This is a genomic window from Bacillus sp. OV166, from assembly GCF_900177675.1.
GTDB lineage: Bacteria > Bacillota > Bacilli > Bacillales > Cytobacillaceae > Neobacillus.
Window position 1 is genome coordinate 17,828 of record NZ_FXWM01000001.1, and the last position, 21,316, is coordinate 39,143.

The window sequence follows — 21,316 nt, forward strand, 5'->3', positions numbered from 1 at the left end:
AGTCTGTATGCTTTTCAGGTTACTGTCGGGTTTTGATCCTTTACTGTCCGCCTTACTTAGTTTACTGTCCAGGTCTCCGATTTACTGTCGACTTTAATCAACTTACTGTCCACTTTTTCCAGGTTACTGTCCACTTTTTCCAGGTTACTGTCCACCTAATTTAATTCACAATATTCCACCAACAAACATCACCCACTATAAAAAAGCCCCCTTAACCAAGTAAGGGAGCTGAGAAATTACATTTTTTCAGGAGCTGAAACCCCAATTAACGCCAGCGCATTGCGGAGTGTAATCTGCACCGCTCGCACCAACGCGAGGCGCGCCTTAGTGCGCTCTACATTATCAAGGTCGAGCACTTTTTCCGCATTATAAAAACTGTGGAACGTCGACGCTAAATCAAAGATATAGTTCGTAATCCGGTGCGGGACGCGCTTCTGTGCAGCCTCGCCAACAGCCAACGGAAACTCACCAAGCTTCTTCAATAAATCCATTTCCTTTTCCGATGCCACTAATGAAAAATCCGCATCTGCATCAACGCGAACACCCTGCTCCTCACCCGAACGGAGAATACTAGAAATCCGTGCATGGGCATAATGCGCATAATAAACTGGATTTTCATTCGACTCCGACACCGCTAAATCCAAATCAAAGTCCATATGCGTATCCGAGCTGCGCATCGCAAAGAAATAACGCGTCGCATCAAGGCCGACCTCATCGACCAAATCACGCATCGTGACCGCTTTCCCGGTCCGCTTACTCATCTTCATCTTCTCGCCATTTTTATAAAGGTGAACCAGTTGAATGATCTCCACCTCAAGCGCCTCGCGGCTAAACCCGAGCGCCTGAATCGCCGCCTTCATCCGTGGAATGTAGCCATGGTGATCCGCGCCCCAAATATTAATCAACTTCTCAAAACCGCGGCCCAGTTTGTCCTTATGATAAGCAATATCCGGCGTCAAATACGTATACGATCCATCCTGCTTAATTAACACACGGTCCTTGTCATCGCCAAAATCCGTCGAGCGCAGCCAAGTCGCACCGTCTTCCTCATACACATAACCGCTCGCCCGCAAAGCGGCCAACGCCTCATCAATTTTTCCATTTTTATAAAGAGACGTCTCCGAGTACCAGACATCAAATCCAACGCGGAAATCCTCAAGGTCCTGCTTCAACTTCGCCATTTCATATTTCAGACCGTAATCACGGAAAAATTCCTGGCGCTCTTCAACGGAAACATGCACATACTTGTCGCCAAATTCTTCAGCCAAAGTTTTCCCAATGCCAATAATATCGGCACCATGGTAACCGCCCTCCGGCATATCTTTTTCCAAACCAAGTGCCTGGAAATACCGTGCTTCCACCGACAATGCCAAATTATTAATCTGGTTCCCAGCGTCATTAATATAGTACTCACGCGAAACATCATATCCCGCTTTGTCCAAAATATTACACAACGAATCGCCGACCGCTGCTCCGCGGGCATGACCAAGGTGCAAGTCACCCGTTGGATTGGCCGACACAAACTCCACCATAATTTTCTCGTTGCCGCCAACCGTGGTCTCACCGTACCGCTCGCCTGCATTTAGCACCGTCGGAATCAGCTCCGTTAAATAACTATTATTCATATAAAAATTGATAAACCCCGGCCCCGCCAGTTCAATTTTTTCAATCGAAGCCTTCGAGCGGTCCATATTCTCAATCAATGCCTCCGCAATCACTCTTGGCGCCTTCTTCGCAACACGAGTCAGCTGCATCGCCATATTGGTCGAATAATCACCGTGCGCCTTCTCCTTCGGCGTTTCAAGAACCACAGCAGGAATCTGCTCCTCCGTTGCCAGACCCGCCTTCAGCACCGCCGCGCGAATCTCTTCTTTTAACTTGCTTTGTACTTGTTCAACTATGTTCATGTTTATCCTCCTGAAAGGTAATTTCCAAATGGTATGTACCGGCATGCGAGCCCTGCATCGTAAAATCATAAAGGATATCAATCAAGCCATCCGAATGCTCAATCCGCTTTGCCAGCGTCATCGTCTCAAAGGTACCAAACGGCATTTCATAACTGCCGCGCAGCTTCTTGTGCAAGCGAAACGGCAAACGCATCTTCACCGCACCACCGCGCAAAATCAGAGCCTCATCCCCAGCCACCTTCACAATCGTCCGCACATTGCCCTCATCCTGCACCTCTTCATACTTAAGAAACGAGGCCCCATCTTTTTGCAGATACCGGCCAAACACCGCCAGCTCATAGACTTCCTTGCCCCCATGCTGATGAATCGTCGTTTTTACATTAATTTTCATAGGAATTTCCGTACTAGACAAACGAAATCGCACTTCCTTTTTTCTTTTTTAAAAAGGAACTCAGTAACACTCTTTGGAATGGTTCTAGTCCTAGTAATTGACTTAACTGCGCTATTGCATACTTTTTCTATTATAAACATTGATGGGGAACAAATCAAAAAATGCCCGCCCCCATAAAGGGTCAGGCACCAGAAAAATTATTTCACCCAGCCAAGCAGCATTTCACGAATTAACTTGCTCGCTGTATTTGCCGTTTGCTCGGAAGGATCATAGATTGGCGCAACCTCAACCAGGTCCCCGCCGACAACATTCACTTCAGAACGGGCAATCGCATGAATCGAGGCAAGCAGCTCTTTCGAAGTGATCCCGCCGCAATCAACCGTACCTGTGCCAGGTGCATGCGCCGGATCAAGGACATCGATATCAATCGTGACATAAACCGGACGTCCGGCAAGTGTCGGCAGGATTTCTTTTAATGGCTCAAGCACTTCAAACTTCGAAATATGCATCCCGTTTTGCTTCGCCCACTCAAATTCTTCCTTCATCCCTGAACGGATCCCGAAGGAATAAACGTTGTTCGGCCCGATATGTTCCGCAATCTTGCGGATCGGGGTCGAGTGCGATAACGGTTCGCCTTCATATTGCTCACGTAAATCGGTGTGGGCATCAAAATGGATAATTGCTAAATCTGGATACTTTTTATACATAGCTTTCATGACCGGCCAAGAGACCAGATGCTCGCCGCCCATACCAAGCGGAAACTTGCCGGCAGCAAGGACTTGGTCGACAAAATCTTCAATGATATCAATGCTCTTTTGTGGATTTCCGAATGGAAGCGGAATATCGCCAGCATCGTAATATTTTACATCCTCAAGTTCACGGTCAAGATAGGCGCTGTACTCTTCTAAACCGATCGACACCTCGCGGATGCGGGCCGGACCAAACCGTGACCCCGGACGATAACTAACCGTCCAATCCATCGGCATCCCGTAAAGAACAACCTGACTCTCCTCAAAATTCGGATGACTCTTAATAAACACATTCCCTGAATACGCCTCATCAAAACGCATCTATGTATCCCTCGCTCTCTATTCTATAAGGGTGTCAGGCACCATCGGTGGACAAAATACTCACTTTGTCCGTACGGAGTGGATACTTATGATTTTGTACCACTTTCTTTGTGGTGCCTGACACCACTTCATTATATCTATTTGAATTACTTCAATAAATCCCCAACAAACTTAGGCAATACGAATGCTGCTTTGTGAAGCTCTTTTGTGTAGTATTTTGTTTCGATTTCGTGGAAGCGGTCTTCGCTTACTTCTAATGGATCGTATTTCTTTGAACCGATTGTGAATGCCCATAAGCCGCTTGGGTACGTAGGGATATTCGCTACATACAAACGGGTAATTGGGAAGATTTCACGAACATCGCGTTGTACGTTACGGATTAAATCCGCTTTAAACCACGGATTGTCAGATTGAGCCACAAAGATTCCGTCTTCATTCAATGCCTTCGAGATTCCTGCATAGAAACCTTTTGTAAATAGGTTAACCGCTGGTCCGACTGGCTCAGTTGAATCAACCATAATGACGTCATACTCATTTTCGCTGTTGGCAATGTGCATGAATCCGTCGTCGACTTGGACATCCACCCGTGGGTCATCAAGCATCCCTGCAATCTCCGGAAGGAATTTCTTCGAGTACTCAATTACTTTGCCATCAATATCAACAAGCGTTGCTTTCTTCACACTTGGGTGCTTTAACACTTCACGAATCACACCGCCATCGCCGCCGCCGACAACAAGAACATTCTCAGGGTTTGGGTGTGTAAATAAAGGAACGTGTGCCACCATTTCATGGTAAACAAACTCATCGCGGACAGAAGTCATCACCATGTCGTCTAATAACAGCATGTTGCCCCACTCTTCTGTTTCAATCATATCGAGCTTTTGAAATTCCGTTTGTTCTGTATGTAAGGTTTTATTTACTTTCATGGTGATTCCAAAGTTTTCGGTTTGTTTTTCTGTAAACCAAATTGACATGTTCATCTTCCCTTCACTTCATTCTATTTATACCTCTAGTTAATTACAAAGTAATCACTTCAATTTTATAGTACCCAAACTATTGAATTACAATCACACCAAAAAGTCTAGCAAAATTTAAATAAATCCTACATTAAATGTTTAAAATGACTCTATTTTTTCAATACTATTACTATCTAATTTTTTAAAATCTGGAAATACGGTGGTGAGATATAGTGGAAATCATGACTGATCAAGGGTTTCGGAAGACGATTAAATATTTGCGGGCAGCTATTATCATCAGTTTGATAGGCATGATTTGTATGCTTATTCTCTTCCTTGGGATTCTAGCCTATGCAAAAATCCTCGGCGCGCCGCCGCTCGCCGTGCCGCAATCGACCCTTTTCTTTGCCGATGACGGGACGTTGATTGGCGAAAGTAATAGTGGCCAAAAACGGTATTGGGCCCGGTTAGAGGATATTTCACCGGATATTGTCGCGGCAACGATCTCGATTGAGGATAAAAATTTTTACGAGCACCATGGCTTCGATTTTAAGCGAATTGGGGGTGCCGTCCTAGCTGATATTCAAGCTTTCGCAAAGGTACAGGGGGCAAGCACAATAACCCAGCAATATGCTCGAAATCTATTTCTCGAACACGATAAAACGTGGACACGGAAGCTGCACGAGGCTTTTTATACGATCCGCATCGAGATGAATTATTCAAAAAAGGAAATTCTCGAAGGCTATTTAAATACGATTTACTATGGCAACGGGGCCTATGGTGTACAGGCGGCCAGCCAATATTATTTTGGAAAAGATGCAGCTGACTTAAACCTTGCGGAAGCGAGCATGCTCGCCGGAATTCCAAAGGGGCCGGGAATCTACTCTCCGCTTGCCTCGATGGAACATGCGAAAAAGCGTCAGACGATTATTTTAAAAAGCATGGTGACGAATCATTACATTAAGAAAAAAGAAGCAATAGATGCTGCCATGCAGCCGCTGACTATCGTCGGCGCTCATAACACACAAAAAGTGAAGGTAGCTCCTTATTTTCAGGATGCTGTCAGAAATGCCTTAAAAAATCAATTACATTTAGATGACCGCACGATTGCCCTCGGCGGATTAAAAGTCTATACCACGCTTAATCGTAAACAGCAGGAGGCAGCTGAAAGCCAGGTTCATAAATATGTCGCGAATCTATCGGAAATTCAAGTGGGTTTAGTGGCAATGGATCCAAAAAATGGCTATGTGAAAGCGATGGTCGGCGGCAGGGATTATGAAAAGAGCCCGTTTAACCGCGCCGTTCAGGCGATCAGGCAGCCAGGCTCCACGATCAAGCCGCTGCTGTATTACGCAGCCCTTGAGCAGGGGTTCACGCCATCCTCGACGATGCGCAGTGAGTTTACGACCTTCCATTTTGACGATGGCCAGGCTGATTATACCCCGCATAACTTTAACAATAAGTATGCCGACGGAGAAATCACACTTGCCCAAGCGCTCGCTGTTTCTGATAATATTTTTGCCGTCAAAACGCATTTATTTTTAGGAGAAGAGACATTAATTGAAACGGCTAGGAAATTTGGCCTTTCTTCTAAAATGGCTCGTGTTCCGTCACTCGCGTTGGGGACTTCAGGCGTACGAGTCATTGAAATGGCAAATGCCTATAGTCTGTTTGCTAACGGTGGGAAAAAGGTGAATCCAACCTTAATTACCAGAGTGGAAGACTACAATGGCAATGTTATTTTTGAAAAGGAAAATGAGACGAAAAAAGTTTTGGACCCAGCAAAGGCCTTTGTAATGACGCAAATGTTGACGGGGATTTTTGATCCGAAGTTAAATGGCTATGCCAAGGTAACTGGCAGCACGGTCATTAAGGATATTTCGCGCCCTTATGCAGGTAAATCAGGCTCTACGGAAACGGATAGCTGGATGATTGGCTACTCGCCGCAGCTGGTTACCGCCGTTTGGGCTGGCTACGATATGGGAAAACCGATTGAGCTGGTCGCGGAAAAAACATACGCCAAGAATATCTGGGCTAATTTTATGGAAGAAGCCTTAAAAGGAAAGCCCGTGAAGGCGTTTAAAGCACCGAAAGAAGGTGTCAAAGGGGTGTATGTCAATCCTGAGAATGGCAAACTGGCGACAAAGGATTGTCCAGTGCGCCGCTTTACCTATTTTGTCGCTGGAACGGAGCCAACCGAATACTGCACAGAGCATCTCAACCGTCATCAATCCGCGCCTGCAAATCATAAAGATATCAACAAGAAAGTGCCGTGGTACAAAAAGATTATGCCATGGTAAGAAAAGCGGAGGCGCCCGTTTAGCGGCGTATGTACTGGAGCGCTTTGACTGAGATAAAGGAAACACGGAGAGCATAAGCGCATTCGTGCTTGACTTATCGTAGGGAAAAGAGCGAAGTCCACTAGCCGTTGGGCGCTGCAGCTAGACAGTTTTCTATGTTAAATTGTTTTATTGAAATAGAAAAGCTCCGGAAAAATTTCCGGAGCTTTTCTTGTCCTAGTTTTAAAGCGTTTTTACATGCTTATAATACTATACCTTTTGAAAAAACTACAAGCATTTATTTTTTATTCAGCCAATAAACCACGTTTTAGCTCATCCGTCGAGTTGTTCCACAAGACCTCATTATGATTGCGCAAGAAATCGGCTAACACCTTTTTCGAATTCGCATCCATATCGTCCACAATGATATGGCGCTTCAAAGACTTATCCATGCGGTTCACGTGTTCAGGCAAGGATTTGTAGCCGCGTCGAATTTCGCGGTCAACCGTCATAAAGCAAGCCGTAACACCGGCGTAATAAGGACCTTCTTGCTTGCGGTCAATCGTTACCCACACAAGCCAATACGGTTTCCCGTTCGGAACCTCTTCTTGTGTTTTCAAAAATTTAATTCCCTTTTCCACGACGCTGCGGGCATGCATTGCACCGACATCAATCTCAGCTTCGCCTGCATCGACATCAATGATGACCGGCGACACATTATCAAGGCTCAATGCCCCTTTTCCGTAGCCTTTGTGACCATCCGTCGGGTCACTTTTTATAATATTAAAACCAAGCTTCTTCTTATTTTCATCCATTAAAATGCAAACCTCCTAAAAAAACAACATACTAAAGAAATTACTTAACCCATCCCACACCCAAGGAATGACCACCCCAAATATAGGCTCAATCGTAAATTTATCAAGTGGTGTAAAAACTAAGATTAAGAAGATCAACGCACCATACTGTTCATACTGGGTCATTTTTGCCCGCACATGGGCGGGGGCTAAATCCTCAACAATCCGGTAACCATCGAGCGGTGGAAAGGGTAACAGGTTAAAAATAAATAGAACAATATTAAGCCTGATAAATATTTCGAGAAAATCATAGAAACTATCTGGTGCGATGACGCCGGAACGGTTTAATCCAAACGCGACAATGAAGCCTAACGAAGCTAAAATAAGATTGCTAAGCGGCCCTGCAACGGAAACGAGAATTCCTGCCAGGCGAGGCTTTTTAAAGAAAAAGCGATTAACCGGAACCGGTCGGGCCCAGCCAAAGCCGGCAATGAAAATTAAAATCGTTCCAATCGGATCCAGATGCTTGAGTGGATTCAGCGTCAAGCGTCCTTGGTTCTTTGCCGTCATGTCCCCGAATTTATAGGCAACAAACGCGTGAGCAAATTCGTGAAACGTAAAGGCAATCATCAGGGTTATTGCCAAATAGGGGATCATGCTAAGTGGATAGGCAAGAAAATTTTCCAACGCATATCTCCTTCCATCTCTAACGGATGGCACGCTTTGTATGGTGCACAAGCTCCGTTTTTCTATCTATACTATATTCCTTTAAGTATACATGAAACCGTTTATAAAAAGAAAATCAAAGGTGTCTTCTGTTATTGCACTTTTCGTCGAATTGTGGAAAACTTAAAATGAAAAGTGGAAGAGTTATAAAGGAGGAAAAAAAACATGCCATATGTTACCGTAAAAATGCTTGAAGGACGTACCGATGAACAGAAACGTGAACTTGTTTCAAGAGTAACCGAAGCAGTCAGCGAAACAACAGGAGCTCCCAAAGAAGCGATCCACGTAATGATCGATGAAATGAGCAAAAGCAATCTTGGAATTGCCGGCGTCAGAAAAAGCGACCAATAATTAGAAAAGCGGAAGCGCCTGCTTAGCGGCGTATGGACTGGAGCTCTTTGACTAAGATAAAGGAAACACGGAGAGCGTTAGCGCATTCGTGCTTGACTTATCGTAGGGAAAAGGGCGAAGTACACTAGCCGTTGGGCCGCTTGCGCTAGACAGTAATCTAAGTAGAGGTGTCAGGCACCATTGTGAAATTTTCACATGGTGCCTGACACCTTTTTTGTGCACTTTTTGATGTTACAAAAACTTCATCTCGTCTTTTGGACTTCCAATTTTCATTTTTTCCAGCTCAAGCTTCATTTTTTCGGTTTCAGCGAGATAATTTATATGTTTTAGTTTTTCGAGTTCGAGCTCATCCTTCAGCATATCGGCCTTTATCTTCGACTGCTTCTGAAAATGACTGGTAATGATGGCAGTGATCGGAATCCCAAATACCATAATGACCGCAATTGTCCCTGTCATAGCGCAAAGTCCCCCCAAAATATCATTTTTTCCCTCTTTATACAAATCATAACAAATCCACAACTAAAAAAGTATTGATTTAACTGAAAATTGCGTGCGATTGTACGGATTCCGATAGACAGAATTCCACAAGGGAACAGGAGAAATGTCTTCAGTACCAGTTCCGATGGACAAAAACTCACTAGGAACAAGTGAAATGTCTTTCGGACGGGCTCCGATGGTCTCAAAAAACACCACCCAGACTCCGCAGCAGTCCAAATGGTGTTCATAAACTTATTGAATTTTACCTTTTAAGGATTCGATATATTGATAGGCCTCATCGATTTCCGCTTCCGAATAGCGCTGGCTGGCTTTTAATGAAAACACCTTGTTCATGACCTCTTCTTTTGGAAGATTATCAAAATATAAAACCGTGGAAACCAACTCCAAAAATCTAGCATTCTGCTCATTCATATCCACCAGGCAATCCTGCAAAAATGGCATCTCAACCTCATTCACACTTAAAAATTCTTTTCCCGGCTCCGTCAATGTGTAGCGATACTGAAAATAACTGCCCTTTTTCTCCTTCACCTCATTGAGAAATCCCATATTACAAAGCTCTTCGACTCGTAACGTCAATTCCTCTGAGTAAGGGCCATAAAAGTGAAACTGGAACCGCTCATGAAAAGGGAAAGCCACCTTTTTGGCAATATATATCATCTTTTGCAGCTTTTTTCGTCCGATAATTTCACCGGAAACCATAACCGCCTGCATCAGCTTCGCGTGATCATTTAACAACGTTCGTCATCTCCTACTCCATCTCAACAGATCAATATTGGGTGTCAGGCACCAATCGTTCTATAGCTCTAAAAGGGCACGGATTTGCTTTTTGACATTCTTTTTGGAGGAGTCATCCTCTAGGAAATCAGCCGGGTAATAGAGCTTGTGATCCGTTCTTCTTTTCCCCGAGATCGCATCAACGATCTCTGACTCTCTAGAAAGCTCCTTCAATTCCCCATTATGCATCAACAAATGAATCGGCAGCCGTTCCTCTTCCTCTCCAGGACGGTAGAAATCATACGGCAAATCCGACGAGGAATCGACAACTAAATAGTATTCAGGATCAATCCCTGCCTTTTTGAATAAGGAACCTAATTCGGCGAGCTTTTTGTATTCTTTCGCAGGATCAAATTCGGCATACTTAAATAGATTGCGATTCACAAACCGCCGGCAGAGGTCGCTTATAATCGGGTCAGTTTCCTCCTGCCAAATTTGAAAATAATATAAAATCACTGATTCATCTAATTTTAAATAGTCTTGTAAGGTTACTTTTTCATTGAAGATCGAAGTAAAGTGGATCGGTTCATATTTAAAAGAATAGTTTTCCTCAAATAATTGCTTGGCGCGGTGGAGAATTTTTGTCAAAATGACCTCCGCACTGCGCGACACCGGATGAAAATAGACCTGCCAATACATCTGGTAGCGGCTCATTATATAATCTTCCACCGCATGCATCCCGCTTTTTTTGATCACCACTTGATCCTCGCGCGGCCTCATCACCCGCAGGATCCGTTCCATATCAAACTGGCCATAGCTAACACCCGTAAAATAGGCATCTCGCTGCAAATAATCCATCCGGTCGGCATCAATTTGACTGGAAATAAGACTGACAACTAGCTTTTTTTCTGAAGTTTTCGCGATCACTTCGGCTACCTTTTCAGGAAAATTTTTACCAACCTTCAACAGGACCTTATTCACTTCGGTGTTCCCTAAAATAATCTTCCGTGTAAACTCCTCATGGTCAAAATCGAATACTTTTTCAAAGGAATGAGAAAACGGTCCGTGGCCGAGGTCATGGAGCAGGGCCGCGCATAGGGTCAACAGGCGTTCGTCATCGTTCCATTCCGGCCTTCCCGCAAACACATCATCAATGATGCGGCGGACAATTTCATAGACACCTAGTGAATGGTTGAAACGGCTGTGTTCTGCGCCGTGAAAGGTTAAAAAAGTAGTTCCGAGCTGTTTGATGCGCCGCAAGCGCTGAAACTCTTTTGTGCCAATTAAATCCCAGATGGCCAGGTCACGTACGTGGACGTAGCGGTGGACGGGGTCTTTAAATACTTTTTCTTCACTAAGCTTTTCCGCCGAATATGCCATAGACTTCCCTCTTCCTCGTATACTAGTTCCTGGCGCGTAGGGCTTCCAGAGCCCTACGCTTATATATTTCCTATTATATCCCAAAAACCACCCAGTTTTCAGCAAAATTCTACAGGATTTTTCGACATTGATGGGAAAAAAAATCACCTAAGTTTATTGGACCGAGGCGACTATTTTATCTTTTTATTCACTTTTTCCATTAATTCCTCTTCCGTTAATGCGGCAACCGGGCGGTTATTAACGAAGGCAAAGGTCTTTTTTCGGCCTGGTCCGCAATAGGATTGGCAGCCAATTTTCACTTCTGCATCCGGATCCAGTTCTTTCAACCGAGGGATTAATGTCTTCAAATTCACGGCCTGACAATCATCACAAACGCGAAATTCATTGGACATTTGTTACAACCCTTTCTTTTGTCACTCTCTATCTATATTTTATCCAGTTTGGATTACTTAAAACAACCGATTAACTCCTATGGTATTTTACATTTTCTTGTTTTCGATTGCAAGTTGCAATCTTTACTAAACTCGTGAAAAAAATCTACTATCCTTGCAACCATTTTGGTATAAAGGCTCATAAACTTGTCCATCCTAAGACTAGAACTTTTAAAAACTCGTCAAGATACATTGGCGGGTTCATCAAAAAAATTATTATAGGGAGTTGAAAATATGAAAGTTCGTCAAGATGCATGGACAGATGAGAATGATTTGCTTTTAGCCGAGACTGTCCTTAGGCATGTAAGAGAAGGAAGTACCCAGCTGAACGCTTTTGAAGAAGTAGGCGACAAGCTTAATCGTACTTCTGCCGCGTGTGGGTTCAGATGGAATGCCGTCGTTCGCCACCGCTATGAAAAGGCACTACAGCTAGCTAAAAAGCAACGGAAACAAAGACAAAGAGTTTTAGGAAAAGAGCAGGGCGGCAAGAAGAAGCTGCTGTATAGTCCACCGCTCACGGGATCACCGGAGTTTGAAGCGATGCCAATGGAAGTTGAAATGCCGCTCGAAACTTCGTTTGAACTGCCAGATATGACGGCAGAAATGGCAGAAGAAAATTATGTAAAGCCTGCTGCTTCCGTCCAAACACAAGCGCCAGTTCAAGTACAGGCACCCGTTCAACCATCCGTCCAAACGTACCGCCAGGCAAATACCGCAGGGCTTTCGCTTGATTCGGTCATTACTTATTTGCAAAACTTTCATCATGCCAATCTGCAAAATGAAGCATTAAAAAGTGAGAATGAAAGATTGAAAAGAGAGCTGGCTGAGGTAAGGCGTCACAATGAAGAAATGTCAGCAAAAATCGCGGGGCTTGAGCAGAATACCGAAACCATTCAGGAAGATTACGAGACCTTAATGAAGATTATGAACCGCGCCCGCAAGCTTGTTTTATTTGAAGAAGAAGAAAGACCAGCGACTAAATTCAAAATGGACCGTAACGGGAATCTTGAAAAAGTAGCAGAATAAAGAAAAGCGGAAGAGCCCGTTTAGCGCACGACAGGACTGGAGCACTCCAACTGAGATAAAAGGAAAATAGAAAAGCGCAAGCGCCTTGTCCAGGGGCGACAGGCATAAGACGAGCTGGCTTGAAGGTTGCTTTTTAACCTTCAGGACGGATTGGCTTATGACCCCGAGCCCCTAGGCGCTGAAGCTAGACAACACGGAAAGCGTTAGCGCATTCGTGCTTGACATATCGTAGGGCGGAGGACGAAGTACACTAGCCGTTGGGCTCTATAGCTAGACAGAAAACAGAGTTAATAGAATAGGGAGAAGAGCAAACGCACAACATCTCTTTGAATAAAAGCCGCAATTCCACTTGGGTGGGATTTGCGGCTTTTTACATGGCGGCGATTTTTTCATTACGATCAATGACCCTTTGATAATAACCGGGAAATAACGCCAGCTCATAGTCATTCAATGGCCCAGCATATAAAAATTCACTATTTTCCTTTAACTGGTTTAATAGACGGAGCATTACATCGCCGATAGTCAAATCGGTCCCAAGCAATTCCGCAAGTGATGCCATGACAGCAGGGACAATTTCCGGATAGGCAAATTTTGTTTTTTCCTCTTGTTTTGCTAGTTTGTAAAATTGCCTGACCAGCTCGGCCCGTTTTTGACCGCTGCCATTCACACAAAGATAAATCTGGACAGCAACCCCTTTTTTAAGACGGCGCTGAGAGATACCGGCAAACTTTTTCCCATCGATACTTAGGTCGTAACTTCCTGGGCAATAAGAGCCGATAATTTCCCTGGCCTCAATCTGGTGCGGGAAGTCCGCAAACATGTTTTGAATGAGCTGCCACATCGTTTCATAGCCGCGATTAATATCAATTCCTTTTTCCGCTTCTGGAAAAATTAACGAAACGTTTAGGACGCCTTCATCCAGGACGACAGCGAGGCCGCCGGAATTTCTAACAATCGACTGATAGCCTTGCTCCTGAAGAAATTGAATGCCTGCTTGTAAAAATGGCAATTTGGTATCCTGGATGCCGAGGACGATGGTATTGTGGTGGACCCATGTCCGTGCGGTTGCCGGTGCCTGCCCCGATCCGACCGATGCACACAGGGTATCATCCGTTCCAAACGATTGTAATGCTTGAAAATGAATGCCAACAGCGGATTGATCGATGATTCGCCATTGCGGTTGATGTAGTAACCCTTCCATTTGAGTAACTCCTTACTGATTTGATAGGCTTATTTTAACAAAAAGAAGGAAAATAAAACAGATTGGACCTCGTTCGGTCACTAAAGCGGCTTTTCATTTACCGTTGGAGCCACTTTTTTTGACTGCATTCGGTAAATGTAACCCTTTTTCATTTACCGCCGCGGCTTATTTTCACTCTTTTCAGTAAATACAGTACTCTTCTTTTATCAATAAAATATTTACAATCACTAAAAAAGCCAGCCCACCACCCGTGGACCAGCCATTCTCAAACCTCTTATAATCCTTGCGCCGCTGTAATTAACGCCAGTTTGTAGACGTCTTCTTCATTACAACCGCGTGATAGATCGTTTACTGGTGCATTTAAGCCCTGTAAAATCGGTCCGACCGCTTCAAAGCCGCCTAAGCGCTGTGCAATTTTATAGCCGATATTTCCTGCTTCAAGGCTAGGAAAGATGAACACATTTGCATCCCCTTGCAGCGGTGAATTCGGTGCCTTACTTTTTGCAACAGACGGAACAAACGCTGCATCAAACTGAAACTCTCCGTCCAAGACAAGTGATGGGTCACGACGCTTGGCTTCTTCGACTGCCGCAGCCACTCGTTCCGTTTCCGGTGATTTTGCTGAACCCTTCGTCGAAAAACTGAGCATCGCAATGCGCGGTTCGATATCAAACATATTGGCTGTCTTCGCGCTTTCAATCGCAATTTCAGCTAAATCATTGCTGTCTGGTGAAATATTAATCGCACAATCGGCGAACACATACTTTTCATCCTCACGAACCATGATGAACACACCCGACGTTTTCTTTACGCCTTCTTTTGTCTTGATAATCTGTAACGCAGGGCGCACCGTATCCGCTGTGGAGTGGGCCGCACCGCTGACAAGGCCGTGTGCTTTATTTAAATAAACAAGCATCGTGCCGAAATAGTTTCCATCATGCAATATTTTCCGGGCATTCTCTTCGGTTACTTTCCCTTTGCGGCGGTCCACAAACGCAGCCACAAGTTCGTCCATGCCTGCAAAGCTCGCAGGGTCATAAATTTCCGCATCGTCGAGCGATACGCCAACCTCTGCCGCTTTGGCCTGAACCTGTTCGATGTTGCCAATCAAGATCGGTGTCATTAATTTTTCTGAAGCCAAACGACCTGCAGCTCTGACAATCCGTTCGTCTAATCCTTCTGGAAAAACGATTCTCAATTCACGTCCAGAAACTTTTTGCTTTAATCCCTCAAATAAATCACTCACGACTAAAATCCTCCCTTAATAAACCTACCTAATTAGCATACTTTACCTTTTTTAAATTTCAAGGATATCACTCACACCAGCTAAAAGTTTATCTTTTCAAAAAATTACACTCTAGGTTTTAGAATTTACTTTTTCCCATAAAAATATCCATTTGCCTATTTAGAAAGGTTTATTCGCGCGCCACTGGGTCAAACTATGATATAGTAATGAATGTAAATAAGAAGAATGATTATTTAGGAGTGATTATAATGAGTGAAGCAGCAGTAACGCTTGATGGCTGGTATTGCCTCCATGATTTCCGTACCGTTGATTGGACAACTTGGAAAATGCTCCCTAGTGACGAGCGACAAGCAGCGATCCACGAGTTTTTAAGTCTAGTTGAGAAGTGGAATGCTACACAGGAACGTAAAGAAGGCAGCCATGCTTTATATACAATCGTTGGTCAAAAGGCAGATTTTATGATGATGATTCTGCGTCCAACAATGGAAGAACTAAACCAAATTGAAACCGAATTCAATAAAACAAGATTGGCTGAATTTACGATGCCTGCCCATTCGTATGTTTCAGTGGTCGAGTTAAGTAACTATTTACCTGCAGGTGAGGATCCATACCAAAATCCGCAAATTTTAGCCCGTCTGTACCCGACGCTGCCTAAAACCAAATATGTCTGCTTCTATCCAATGGATAAGAAACGCGAGGGCAACGATAACTGGTACATGCTGCCGATGGACGAGCGCAAAAGCTTGATGCGCAGTCACGGAATGATTGGTCGTACATACGCTGGTAAAGTAAAGCAAATTATCACGGGCTCCGTTGGTTTTGATGATTATGAATGGGGCGTTACTTTGTTTGCGGAGGATGTCCTTCAATTTAAAAAGCTTGTCTATGAAATGCGTTTTGATGAAGTAAGTGCTCGATACGGAGAATTCGGCTCATTCTTTGTTGGAAACCTTCTAGAAGAAGAACGCGCGGCTAATTTCTTACATGTTTAATTTATAAAAAGTTCTCAGCTTCGGCTGGGGACTTTTTTGCTGTTTCTCCCCCATTAGCTAGTCATATTCCGCTCCATGTGCTCATACTATTTAAACAGCGAGTCTAAGAAAGAACGCCACTAATCTCAAGTGGGAAAAGTTTATTTTTCTCCGTTGGAACATATTTGGGATTGAGGGAGTATTAATAGGATGTTGGGCCACTCGTTTAATTCACTTTTTAGGAGGGAAAAAGATGAATCAATACTACAATCCACAGGGATTTCAGCCTTATACTGGAGCGGCAGAGCAACAACAGAGAGTTCAAGGGATGCCGGGGGGCGGGCAAAGCTTTTATCCCGCACCTGGTGCACAAGGATTCCCGCAATTTCCACCAGCCGGGGCAGGACCAGGGGCACCTTCAGGGCAAACACCAGGCCAGCTGCCAATTGAGCAGTCATACATCGAAAATATTTTACGCTTAAATAAAGGAAAATTGTGCACTGTGTTTGCCACCTTTGAGGGCAATAATAAATGGAATGCGAAAGAATTTACAGGGATTATTGAAGCGGCAGGAAGAGACCATGTGATCTTAAGCGACCCACAATCCGGGACCCGTTGGCTTATCCCAATGGTTGCTGTCGATTATATTCAATTCCCAGAAGAAATCGAGTATGAATATCCATATGGCAGTTCCCCGCCAGCTACTTACCCGCCAAGATAAACGATTTTCTTGCGAACACCAATTGACCATCAATTGGTGTTTTATTTTTTCGAGGTAAAAAAAGGCATTGGGAGCGCCGCCACCCAATGCCTTACTTTCAATTACAGATGTTTAACCGCTCCAACCACCATAAGGATCCAGGCTGCTAAGAAGCATACCCCGCCGATTGGTGTAATCGCCCCTAAGATGCCAATCTTCGTCAAGCTCAATACATACAAACTGCCGCTAAAAAAGATAATACCGGCCAGCATTAACCATCCTGACCAAGTGAATTGCGGGCTGGCGGCGGCTACTTTACCAATCAGCAGCCCGATCATTAATATACCTATCGCGTGGAACATTTGATAGGTGACCCCTGTTTTCCAAATATCTAAATAATGTGCATCCAGTTTGTCTTTTAACCCATGGGCACCAAAGGCACCCAGCGCAACCGCTATAAAGGCATTGATGGCCCCTACAATAATAAATGCTTTCATCTATAAATCTCCTCCTCTGTTAAAAATCAAATAATGAATCCCCATTTGCTTCGTCTTCCATGTCGAGTTTCTTAGGCTGCTGTAATGTTGGTGCTTGTTGAACGATTGGTTGGTTCATTACAGGCTGTTGGTAAGCCTGGAACGAGATGGCAGGTTGAACTGCAGGCATTGGGGCTGCCGGAACCTCGCTTGTCAGTGACGGTTTTTCGTCTAGCAGCAACTCGCATAATATTTTAATAGAGTAAACTTTTTCCCGCAAGCTTTCTTCCTTCGTGCTGGTTTTCGCAAGCTTCAATTCTGCTTCTATTTTCGTTAATAGTTTTTGGACGGATATATTCACTTATCAAGCACCTCAAATTTCAGTCTCGTTTCTATTCTACATGAGTATGACCTTTTTTTCGAAAAATTAGCCCGAGAGATTCGCAGACACTTCGACATAATCTCCATTGTTTCACGTGAAACACCTCGAATGTTGACAAAGAAAAACCCGTACCACTAAAGGTACAGGTCATAGCTTACCCTAAGATCCTCTGGTAAATCGATTTGGCATGGGTCAAATCCTTTGTCCCGTGAATAAGGGCACGGCCATCTTGAAAAATAACGATCCGTTCTTCGCCCATTTCAACCGACACCAAATACGGGTTGCCCTTCACCACATATCCAAGTGTACTAAGTTGTCCAGCAAGACGTTCCAACGATATCTCCCCTTGGGTCGAAGGGCGGATTTGGACCGTGTCGCGGCCGCACAGGACCGTTGTTTTCGTCATATTTTCATGATCAAGATATGGATACGTCCGTTCCTCGCCGCACGACAAGCAGCCGGCAAACTTCGCCTTCGACATCTTTAAGCTTGTATATTGATTTCTCCATAAATCAAAGCTGACAAACGAAGTCCGCACCGCGTCCCAATCCTCGACTAACATCTTCATCGCTTCCGCTGTCTGATGGGCGATTACCATTTGCACGGCAGGAGAGATAATTCCGCCCGTATCACAGGTCATCCCCTGAAGCGGAATCGAGCGCAACAGGCAATTTAAACAGGGAGTTTTCCCTGGAATCATCGAAAACGTCATTCCAAAGCTGCCAACGCAGGCCCCATAGATCCACGGGACCTGGTATTTTTGTGAGACATCATTCATCGCCATCCGTGTTTCGAAATTATCCGTCGCATCTATCATCACATCGACACCAAGGATAAGTTCCTCGAGCAATTCAGGGGTGGCATCACCGATAATTGAAATCACTTCCACATCGGAGTTAATCGCACGCAAGCGTTTTTCTGCCGCCGCAGCCTTTGGAAGTTTCTCGGCGACATCTTCTTCGGTATAGAGCTGCTGGCGCTGCAGATTGCTGGCCTCAACATAATCTCGGTCAATTATCGTAATCTTGCCAACGCCGGCCCGGGTCAACACCTCCGCACTGCCTGACCCTAACGCCCCCGCGCCGATAATCAGTACATGCTTAGTGCTAATCTTAGCTTGTCCCTCCTTGCCAATCCCAGGAAAGAGGACTTGCCGTGAATACCGTTCATTCATGATGATCAGCCCCCGCTTACTGGCGGAATAAAAGCAATTTCATCACCATCTCGAATGATTTCGTCGTTCGAGGCAAATTCTTCATTGACTGCAGTCATCACGGTGTCCATTTTCGGCAGGTTATATTTTGCCGATAACTCCGCTTTTAATTCTGCCACCGTTTTTCCACTGGCATCGACGGAAAGAAACTCTTCGCCGACCGCGTCACGTAAATGGGCAAAAAATAGCACCTTATTCATTTAAGTCACTCTCCTCGGGCTTGCCGCTTGGGTAGGCGACGGTTTCCAGCTGATTGCCCATCCATGCTTCGCCTTCCTCCCAATGCTCTTTCTTCCAGATCGGGACGATTTCTTTGATCCGTTCAATCGCATAGCGGTTGGCTTCATAGGCATCGGCACGGTGCGGCGTCGAGACAGCAATGACCACCGCTACATCCGTTATATCTAAACGGCCGACTCGGTGGGTGATCGCAACGCATGAACCTTCCCAGCGCTGTTCAATTTCCTGGCCAATTTGCTCAAGCTTCTTCACAGCCATCGCTTCGTACGCTTCATAGATTAAGAACAACGTTTTTTTACCCTTCGTTAATTCCCGTACGGTACCGATAAACGTCGTAATCGCACCGGCTTCGCGCTGGACCACCTTATCAATTACTGCTTGAATATCGATTGGTTCCTTTGATATTTGATACATCATCCTGATTACACCTCTACACCCAAGCACTTAGGCTCTGCATTTTCGACCACTTGGTAACCGCCAATTTTTTCGACTTGTTCTTTAAACTGAGCCGATTGGATTATTGCCATTAGCAGCTTGCCGCTTTCGCTCTCATAAAAGCCTCTCGTCATTAGCAAATCATATTCTTCATCAGCAACAGGCACAAAATCTAGGTCCATCGCCTTTGCGGCAGGATAAATCCCGAGACCTGCCCCGTGCGCATCACCGTTCACTTCCGCTGCTACCGCTAAATGAGAAAACATTTCCCGGTCATAACCGGTAATATCTTCTGGTGTCAGGCACCCTTCTTCGAGTAAAAGATCAAAGAGGATTCGGGTTCCCGCTCCTTTTTGACGGTTAACGTAATTCGCGTTCACACTGGCTAAGTCAGCCGCTGATTCAATGCCAAGCGGATTGCCCTTTGGAAGGATCCAGCCTTGCTTTCTTTTTAAAAATGGATACAGAACGACGTCTTGACCGGCTAATAGTTTGTTTATATACGAGATATTATATTCTTTTGTACTTGGGTCAAGCAAATGAATACCCGCTACATGAGCCTCTCCTTTTCGAATCGCCATGATGCCTGCCATACTGCCGACATGTGAGGAGACAATTTTCATGTCGGTCCGCACCTGTTTTAATCGAGATGACAACAGGTCAATCGTCAAATCGTGGCTGCCGCAAAACACAATCGCCTGTTTGATTTCCTCAAGCGGGCGGAGCAGTTCTACTTCGGCTAGCTCCCCTTGTTCGTAACCAATAATGTTAGCTGGGACGATTAACAGGCCATCTGCCCTGACATATGACATCGTCACTCCTGCCGCTCTTGTCAGCGGATTGGCAACGAACTGTCCATTCACATAACCGATATTCATTCGTACGAAGTCCTCCGCACCCATGGACGAAACGATGCGGCGCCCTAGCTTGACGGTCACGGTCTGCCTTTTGGGTTCAGGGATTTGCAGATACTTGCAGATAAGCGGTCTGACAAACCACTCGAGCGCCAAATAAGCCGAGACTGGATAGCCCGGAACTCCGACAACAATCTTCCCATTTATTTTTCCTAAAATGACAGGTTTGCCTGGCCGTGCGGCGACCCCATGGGTAAAGACTTCGCCGATTTCGCCAATAATGTGGACCGTGTAGTCCTTCGAGCCTGCTGATGAACCCGCATTAATGACGATGATATCAGAGGTCTCAGCTGCTTCTAAAAGTACTTCTTTTATTTTTTCAGGCTCGTCCTTCACAATCGGAAGGAGGTTCGGTTCTCCGCCCCAATCCTTAATGAAGCCAGCAAATACAGAGCCATTAAATTCAATGATCTGTCCAAGTGCTAACTCAGCATTGGCTTCAACTAGTTCATTCCCGGTCGGAATAATCGTCACGACAGGCTTTTTTGAAACAGGAATGACGGTTTGCTGTCCTGCTAATAGGACACCTAAATCAGCTGGCCGGATGATATGCCCTTGTGGAAAAAGCATTTCCTCTTGAACCACGTCTTCGCCAATCGGACGAATATGCTGCCAAGGGGTTGCTGGCTCGATAATTTCAATCGTTTCCTCATCAGGACAATCGACATGCTCAATCATAATGACGGCGTTAAACGGTGAAGGGATCGCGTTCCCCGTATCAACATAACAAAATTCTTCGCCCCGTTTCAGACGAAGTGGATTTTGCTCATGGGCTGTATAGGTATTTTCAGCAATGACCGCAATTCCATCCATTGCGCTGGCATGGTAATGCGGCATTGAGACCCGTGCAAAAATGGGTTCAGCTGTCACACGGCCCAAGGAGGTAATCGTTGAGATTTCTTCCTTTTCAGGGGTCAGCCTAAAAGCCGCAAGAATTTCTTCTCTAGCTTGTGCTCGGGGTTTATCTTCTAAATATATTTTTCGTTTAAAGTTCTTATAATTCACTGCTTAGCCC

Annotated in this window: 23 protein-coding genes; 5 read left to right on the forward strand and 18 right to left on the reverse strand. The window is 44.9% G+C overall.

What is annotated here, in order from left to right; genetic code table 11:
• Positions 1–236: 236 nt before the first annotated feature.
• The 4 genes from argS to speE form a co-directional block, all read right to left on the reverse strand.
• Complete coding sequence (gene argS / locus CCK98_RS00080; RefSeq protein ID WP_088084774.1) at positions 237–1,907, reverse strand: arginine--tRNA ligase; 1,671 nt, start codon at positions 1,905–1,907, stop codon at positions 237–239.
• Positions 1,894–2,319, reverse strand: coding sequence for a DUF1934 domain-containing protein (locus CCK98_RS00085; protein ID WP_256942217.1), 426 nt, complete (start codon positions 2,317–2,319; stop codon positions 1,894–1,896). The genes argS and CCK98_RS00085 overlap by 14 nt, the downstream gene beginning before the upstream one ends.
• A 176-nt stretch (positions 2,320–2,495) precedes the next feature.
• Entirely contained in the window at positions 2,496–3,368 is an 873-nt protein-coding gene (speB, locus tag CCK98_RS00090; protein ID WP_088084775.1) for an agmatinase, read from the reverse strand.
• A gap of 146 nt (positions 3,369–3,514) precedes the next feature.
• Positions 3,515–4,342, reverse strand: a complete 828-nt coding sequence (speE, locus tag CCK98_RS00095) for a spermidine synthase (protein ID WP_088084776.1) — start codon at positions 4,340–4,342, stop codon at positions 3,515–3,517.
• Between the two features lie 215 nt (positions 4,343–4,557).
• Between speE and CCK98_RS00100 the strand changes: the two genes are divergently transcribed.
• Positions 4,558–6,624, forward strand: coding sequence for a transglycosylase domain-containing protein (locus CCK98_RS00100; protein WP_088084777.1), 2,067 nt, complete (start codon positions 4,558–4,560; stop codon positions 6,622–6,624).
• Positions 6,625–6,908: 284 nt separating this feature from the next.
• On the opposite strand, the gene CCK98_RS00105 is transcribed toward CCK98_RS00100, so the two are convergent.
• Together CCK98_RS00105 and CCK98_RS00110 are read right to left on the reverse strand one after the other, a co-directional pair.
• A complete protein-coding gene (locus CCK98_RS00105; protein WP_088084778.1) occupies positions 6,909–7,418 on the reverse strand; it encodes a YwhD family protein in 510 nt (169 codons plus the stop codon).
• A gap of 15 nt (positions 7,419–7,433) precedes the next feature.
• Entirely contained in the window at positions 7,434–8,084 is a 651-nt protein-coding gene (locus tag CCK98_RS00110) for a site-2 protease family protein (RefSeq protein WP_088084779.1), read from the reverse strand.
• Between the two features lie 204 nt (positions 8,085–8,288).
• Between CCK98_RS00110 and CCK98_RS00115 the strand changes: the two genes are divergently transcribed.
• A complete protein-coding gene (locus tag CCK98_RS00115; protein ID WP_088084780.1) occupies positions 8,289–8,474 on the forward strand; it encodes a 2-hydroxymuconate tautomerase in 186 nt (61 codons plus the stop codon).
• A gap of 231 nt (positions 8,475–8,705) precedes the next feature.
• Here the strand turns inward: CCK98_RS00115 and CCK98_RS00120 are convergent, their stop codons facing one another.
• The 4 genes from CCK98_RS00120 to CCK98_RS00135 all read right to left on the reverse strand — a co-directional run bounded on the left by CCK98_RS00120 (position 8,706) and on the right by CCK98_RS00135 (position 11,458).
• Positions 8,706–8,930 (reverse strand): hypothetical protein, encoded by a 225-nt coding sequence (locus CCK98_RS00120; protein WP_088084781.1) that lies wholly within the window; start codon positions 8,928–8,930, stop codon positions 8,706–8,708.
• Positions 8,931–9,203: 273 nt separating this feature from the next.
• Entirely contained in the window at positions 9,204–9,707 is a 504-nt protein-coding gene (locus CCK98_RS00125) for a YwgA family protein (RefSeq protein ID WP_088084782.1), read from the reverse strand.
• A 60-nt stretch (positions 9,708–9,767) separates the two neighbouring features.
• Complete coding sequence (locus tag CCK98_RS00130) at positions 9,768–11,066, reverse strand: HD domain-containing protein (protein WP_088084783.1); 1,299 nt, start codon at positions 11,064–11,066, stop codon at positions 9,768–9,770.
• A gap of 170 nt (positions 11,067–11,236) precedes the next feature.
• Positions 11,237–11,458 (reverse strand): DUF1450 domain-containing protein, encoded by a 222-nt coding sequence (locus CCK98_RS00135; RefSeq protein ID WP_066248771.1) that lies wholly within the window; start codon positions 11,456–11,458, stop codon positions 11,237–11,239.
• A gap of 273 nt (positions 11,459–11,731) precedes the next feature.
• On the opposite strand from CCK98_RS00135, the gene CCK98_RS00140 reads away from it, so the two are divergent.
• Positions 11,732–12,523, forward strand: coding sequence for an RsfA family transcriptional regulator (locus CCK98_RS00140; RefSeq protein ID WP_088084784.1), 792 nt, complete (start codon positions 11,732–11,734; stop codon positions 12,521–12,523).
• 370 nt (positions 12,524–12,893) lie between these two features.
• Here CCK98_RS00140 and CCK98_RS00145 read toward each other — a convergent pair whose 3' ends face one another.
• Both CCK98_RS00145 and pta read right to left on the reverse strand, forming a co-directional pair.
• Positions 12,894–13,724 (reverse strand): lipoate--protein ligase family protein, encoded by an 831-nt coding sequence (locus CCK98_RS00145; protein WP_088084785.1) that lies wholly within the window; start codon positions 13,722–13,724, stop codon positions 12,894–12,896.
• Between the two features lie 274 nt (positions 13,725–13,998).
• On the reverse strand, positions 13,999–14,970 hold the full coding sequence (gene pta / locus CCK98_RS00150) for a phosphate acetyltransferase (RefSeq protein WP_088084786.1): 972 nt from the start codon (positions 14,968–14,970) through the stop codon (positions 13,999–14,001).
• Positions 14,971–15,218: 248 nt separating this feature from the next.
• On the opposite strand from pta, the gene hemQ reads away from it, so the two are divergent.
• Entirely contained in the window at positions 15,219–15,962 is a 744-nt protein-coding gene (hemQ, locus tag CCK98_RS00155) for a hydrogen peroxide-dependent heme synthase (RefSeq protein WP_088084787.1), read from the forward strand.
• A gap of 232 nt (positions 15,963–16,194) precedes the next feature.
• The gene (gene gerQ / locus CCK98_RS00160) at positions 16,195–16,662 is read left to right on the forward strand and encodes a spore coat protein GerQ (protein WP_179195678.1); all 468 of its coding nucleotides are present in this window, start codon (positions 16,195–16,197) and stop codon (positions 16,660–16,662) included.
• Positions 16,663–16,763: 101 nt separating this feature from the next.
• On the opposite strand, the gene CCK98_RS00165 is transcribed toward gerQ, so the two are convergent.
• From CCK98_RS00165 to CCK98_RS00190, 6 genes are all read right to left on the reverse strand, one after another.
• Positions 16,764–17,138: a DUF423 domain-containing protein gene (locus CCK98_RS00165; RefSeq protein WP_088084788.1), complete on the reverse strand. Its 375-nt coding sequence runs from the start codon at positions 17,136–17,138 to the stop codon at positions 16,764–16,766.
• Between the two features lie 19 nt (positions 17,139–17,157).
• Positions 17,158–17,478 carry a YwdI family protein gene (locus CCK98_RS00170; RefSeq protein ID WP_088084789.1) on the reverse strand — a complete coding sequence of 107 codons (321 nt, stop codon included), beginning with the start codon at positions 17,476–17,478 and terminating at the stop codon, positions 17,158–17,160.
• Between the two features lie 175 nt (positions 17,479–17,653).
• On the reverse strand, positions 17,654–18,673 hold the full coding sequence (locus CCK98_RS00175; RefSeq protein ID WP_088084790.1) for a thiazole biosynthesis adenylyltransferase ThiF: 1,020 nt from the start codon (positions 18,671–18,673) through the stop codon (positions 17,654–17,656).
• A 5-nt stretch (positions 18,674–18,678) separates the two neighbouring features.
• Complete coding sequence (gene moaD, locus CCK98_RS00180) at positions 18,679–18,912, reverse strand: molybdopterin converting factor subunit 1 (RefSeq protein WP_088084791.1); 234 nt, start codon at positions 18,910–18,912, stop codon at positions 18,679–18,681.
• Positions 18,905–19,369, reverse strand: a complete 465-nt coding sequence (locus tag CCK98_RS00185; RefSeq protein WP_088084792.1) for a molybdenum cofactor biosynthesis protein MoaE — start codon at positions 19,367–19,369, stop codon at positions 18,905–18,907. Before CCK98_RS00185 ends, moaD begins: the two co-directional genes overlap by 8 nt.
• Before the next feature lie 5 nt (positions 19,370–19,374).
• Positions 19,375–21,306 carry a molybdopterin biosynthesis protein gene (locus CCK98_RS00190; RefSeq protein WP_088084793.1) on the reverse strand — a complete coding sequence of 644 codons (1,932 nt, stop codon included), beginning with the start codon at positions 21,304–21,306 and terminating at the stop codon, positions 19,375–19,377.
• Positions 21,307–21,316: the final 10 nt, after the last annotated feature.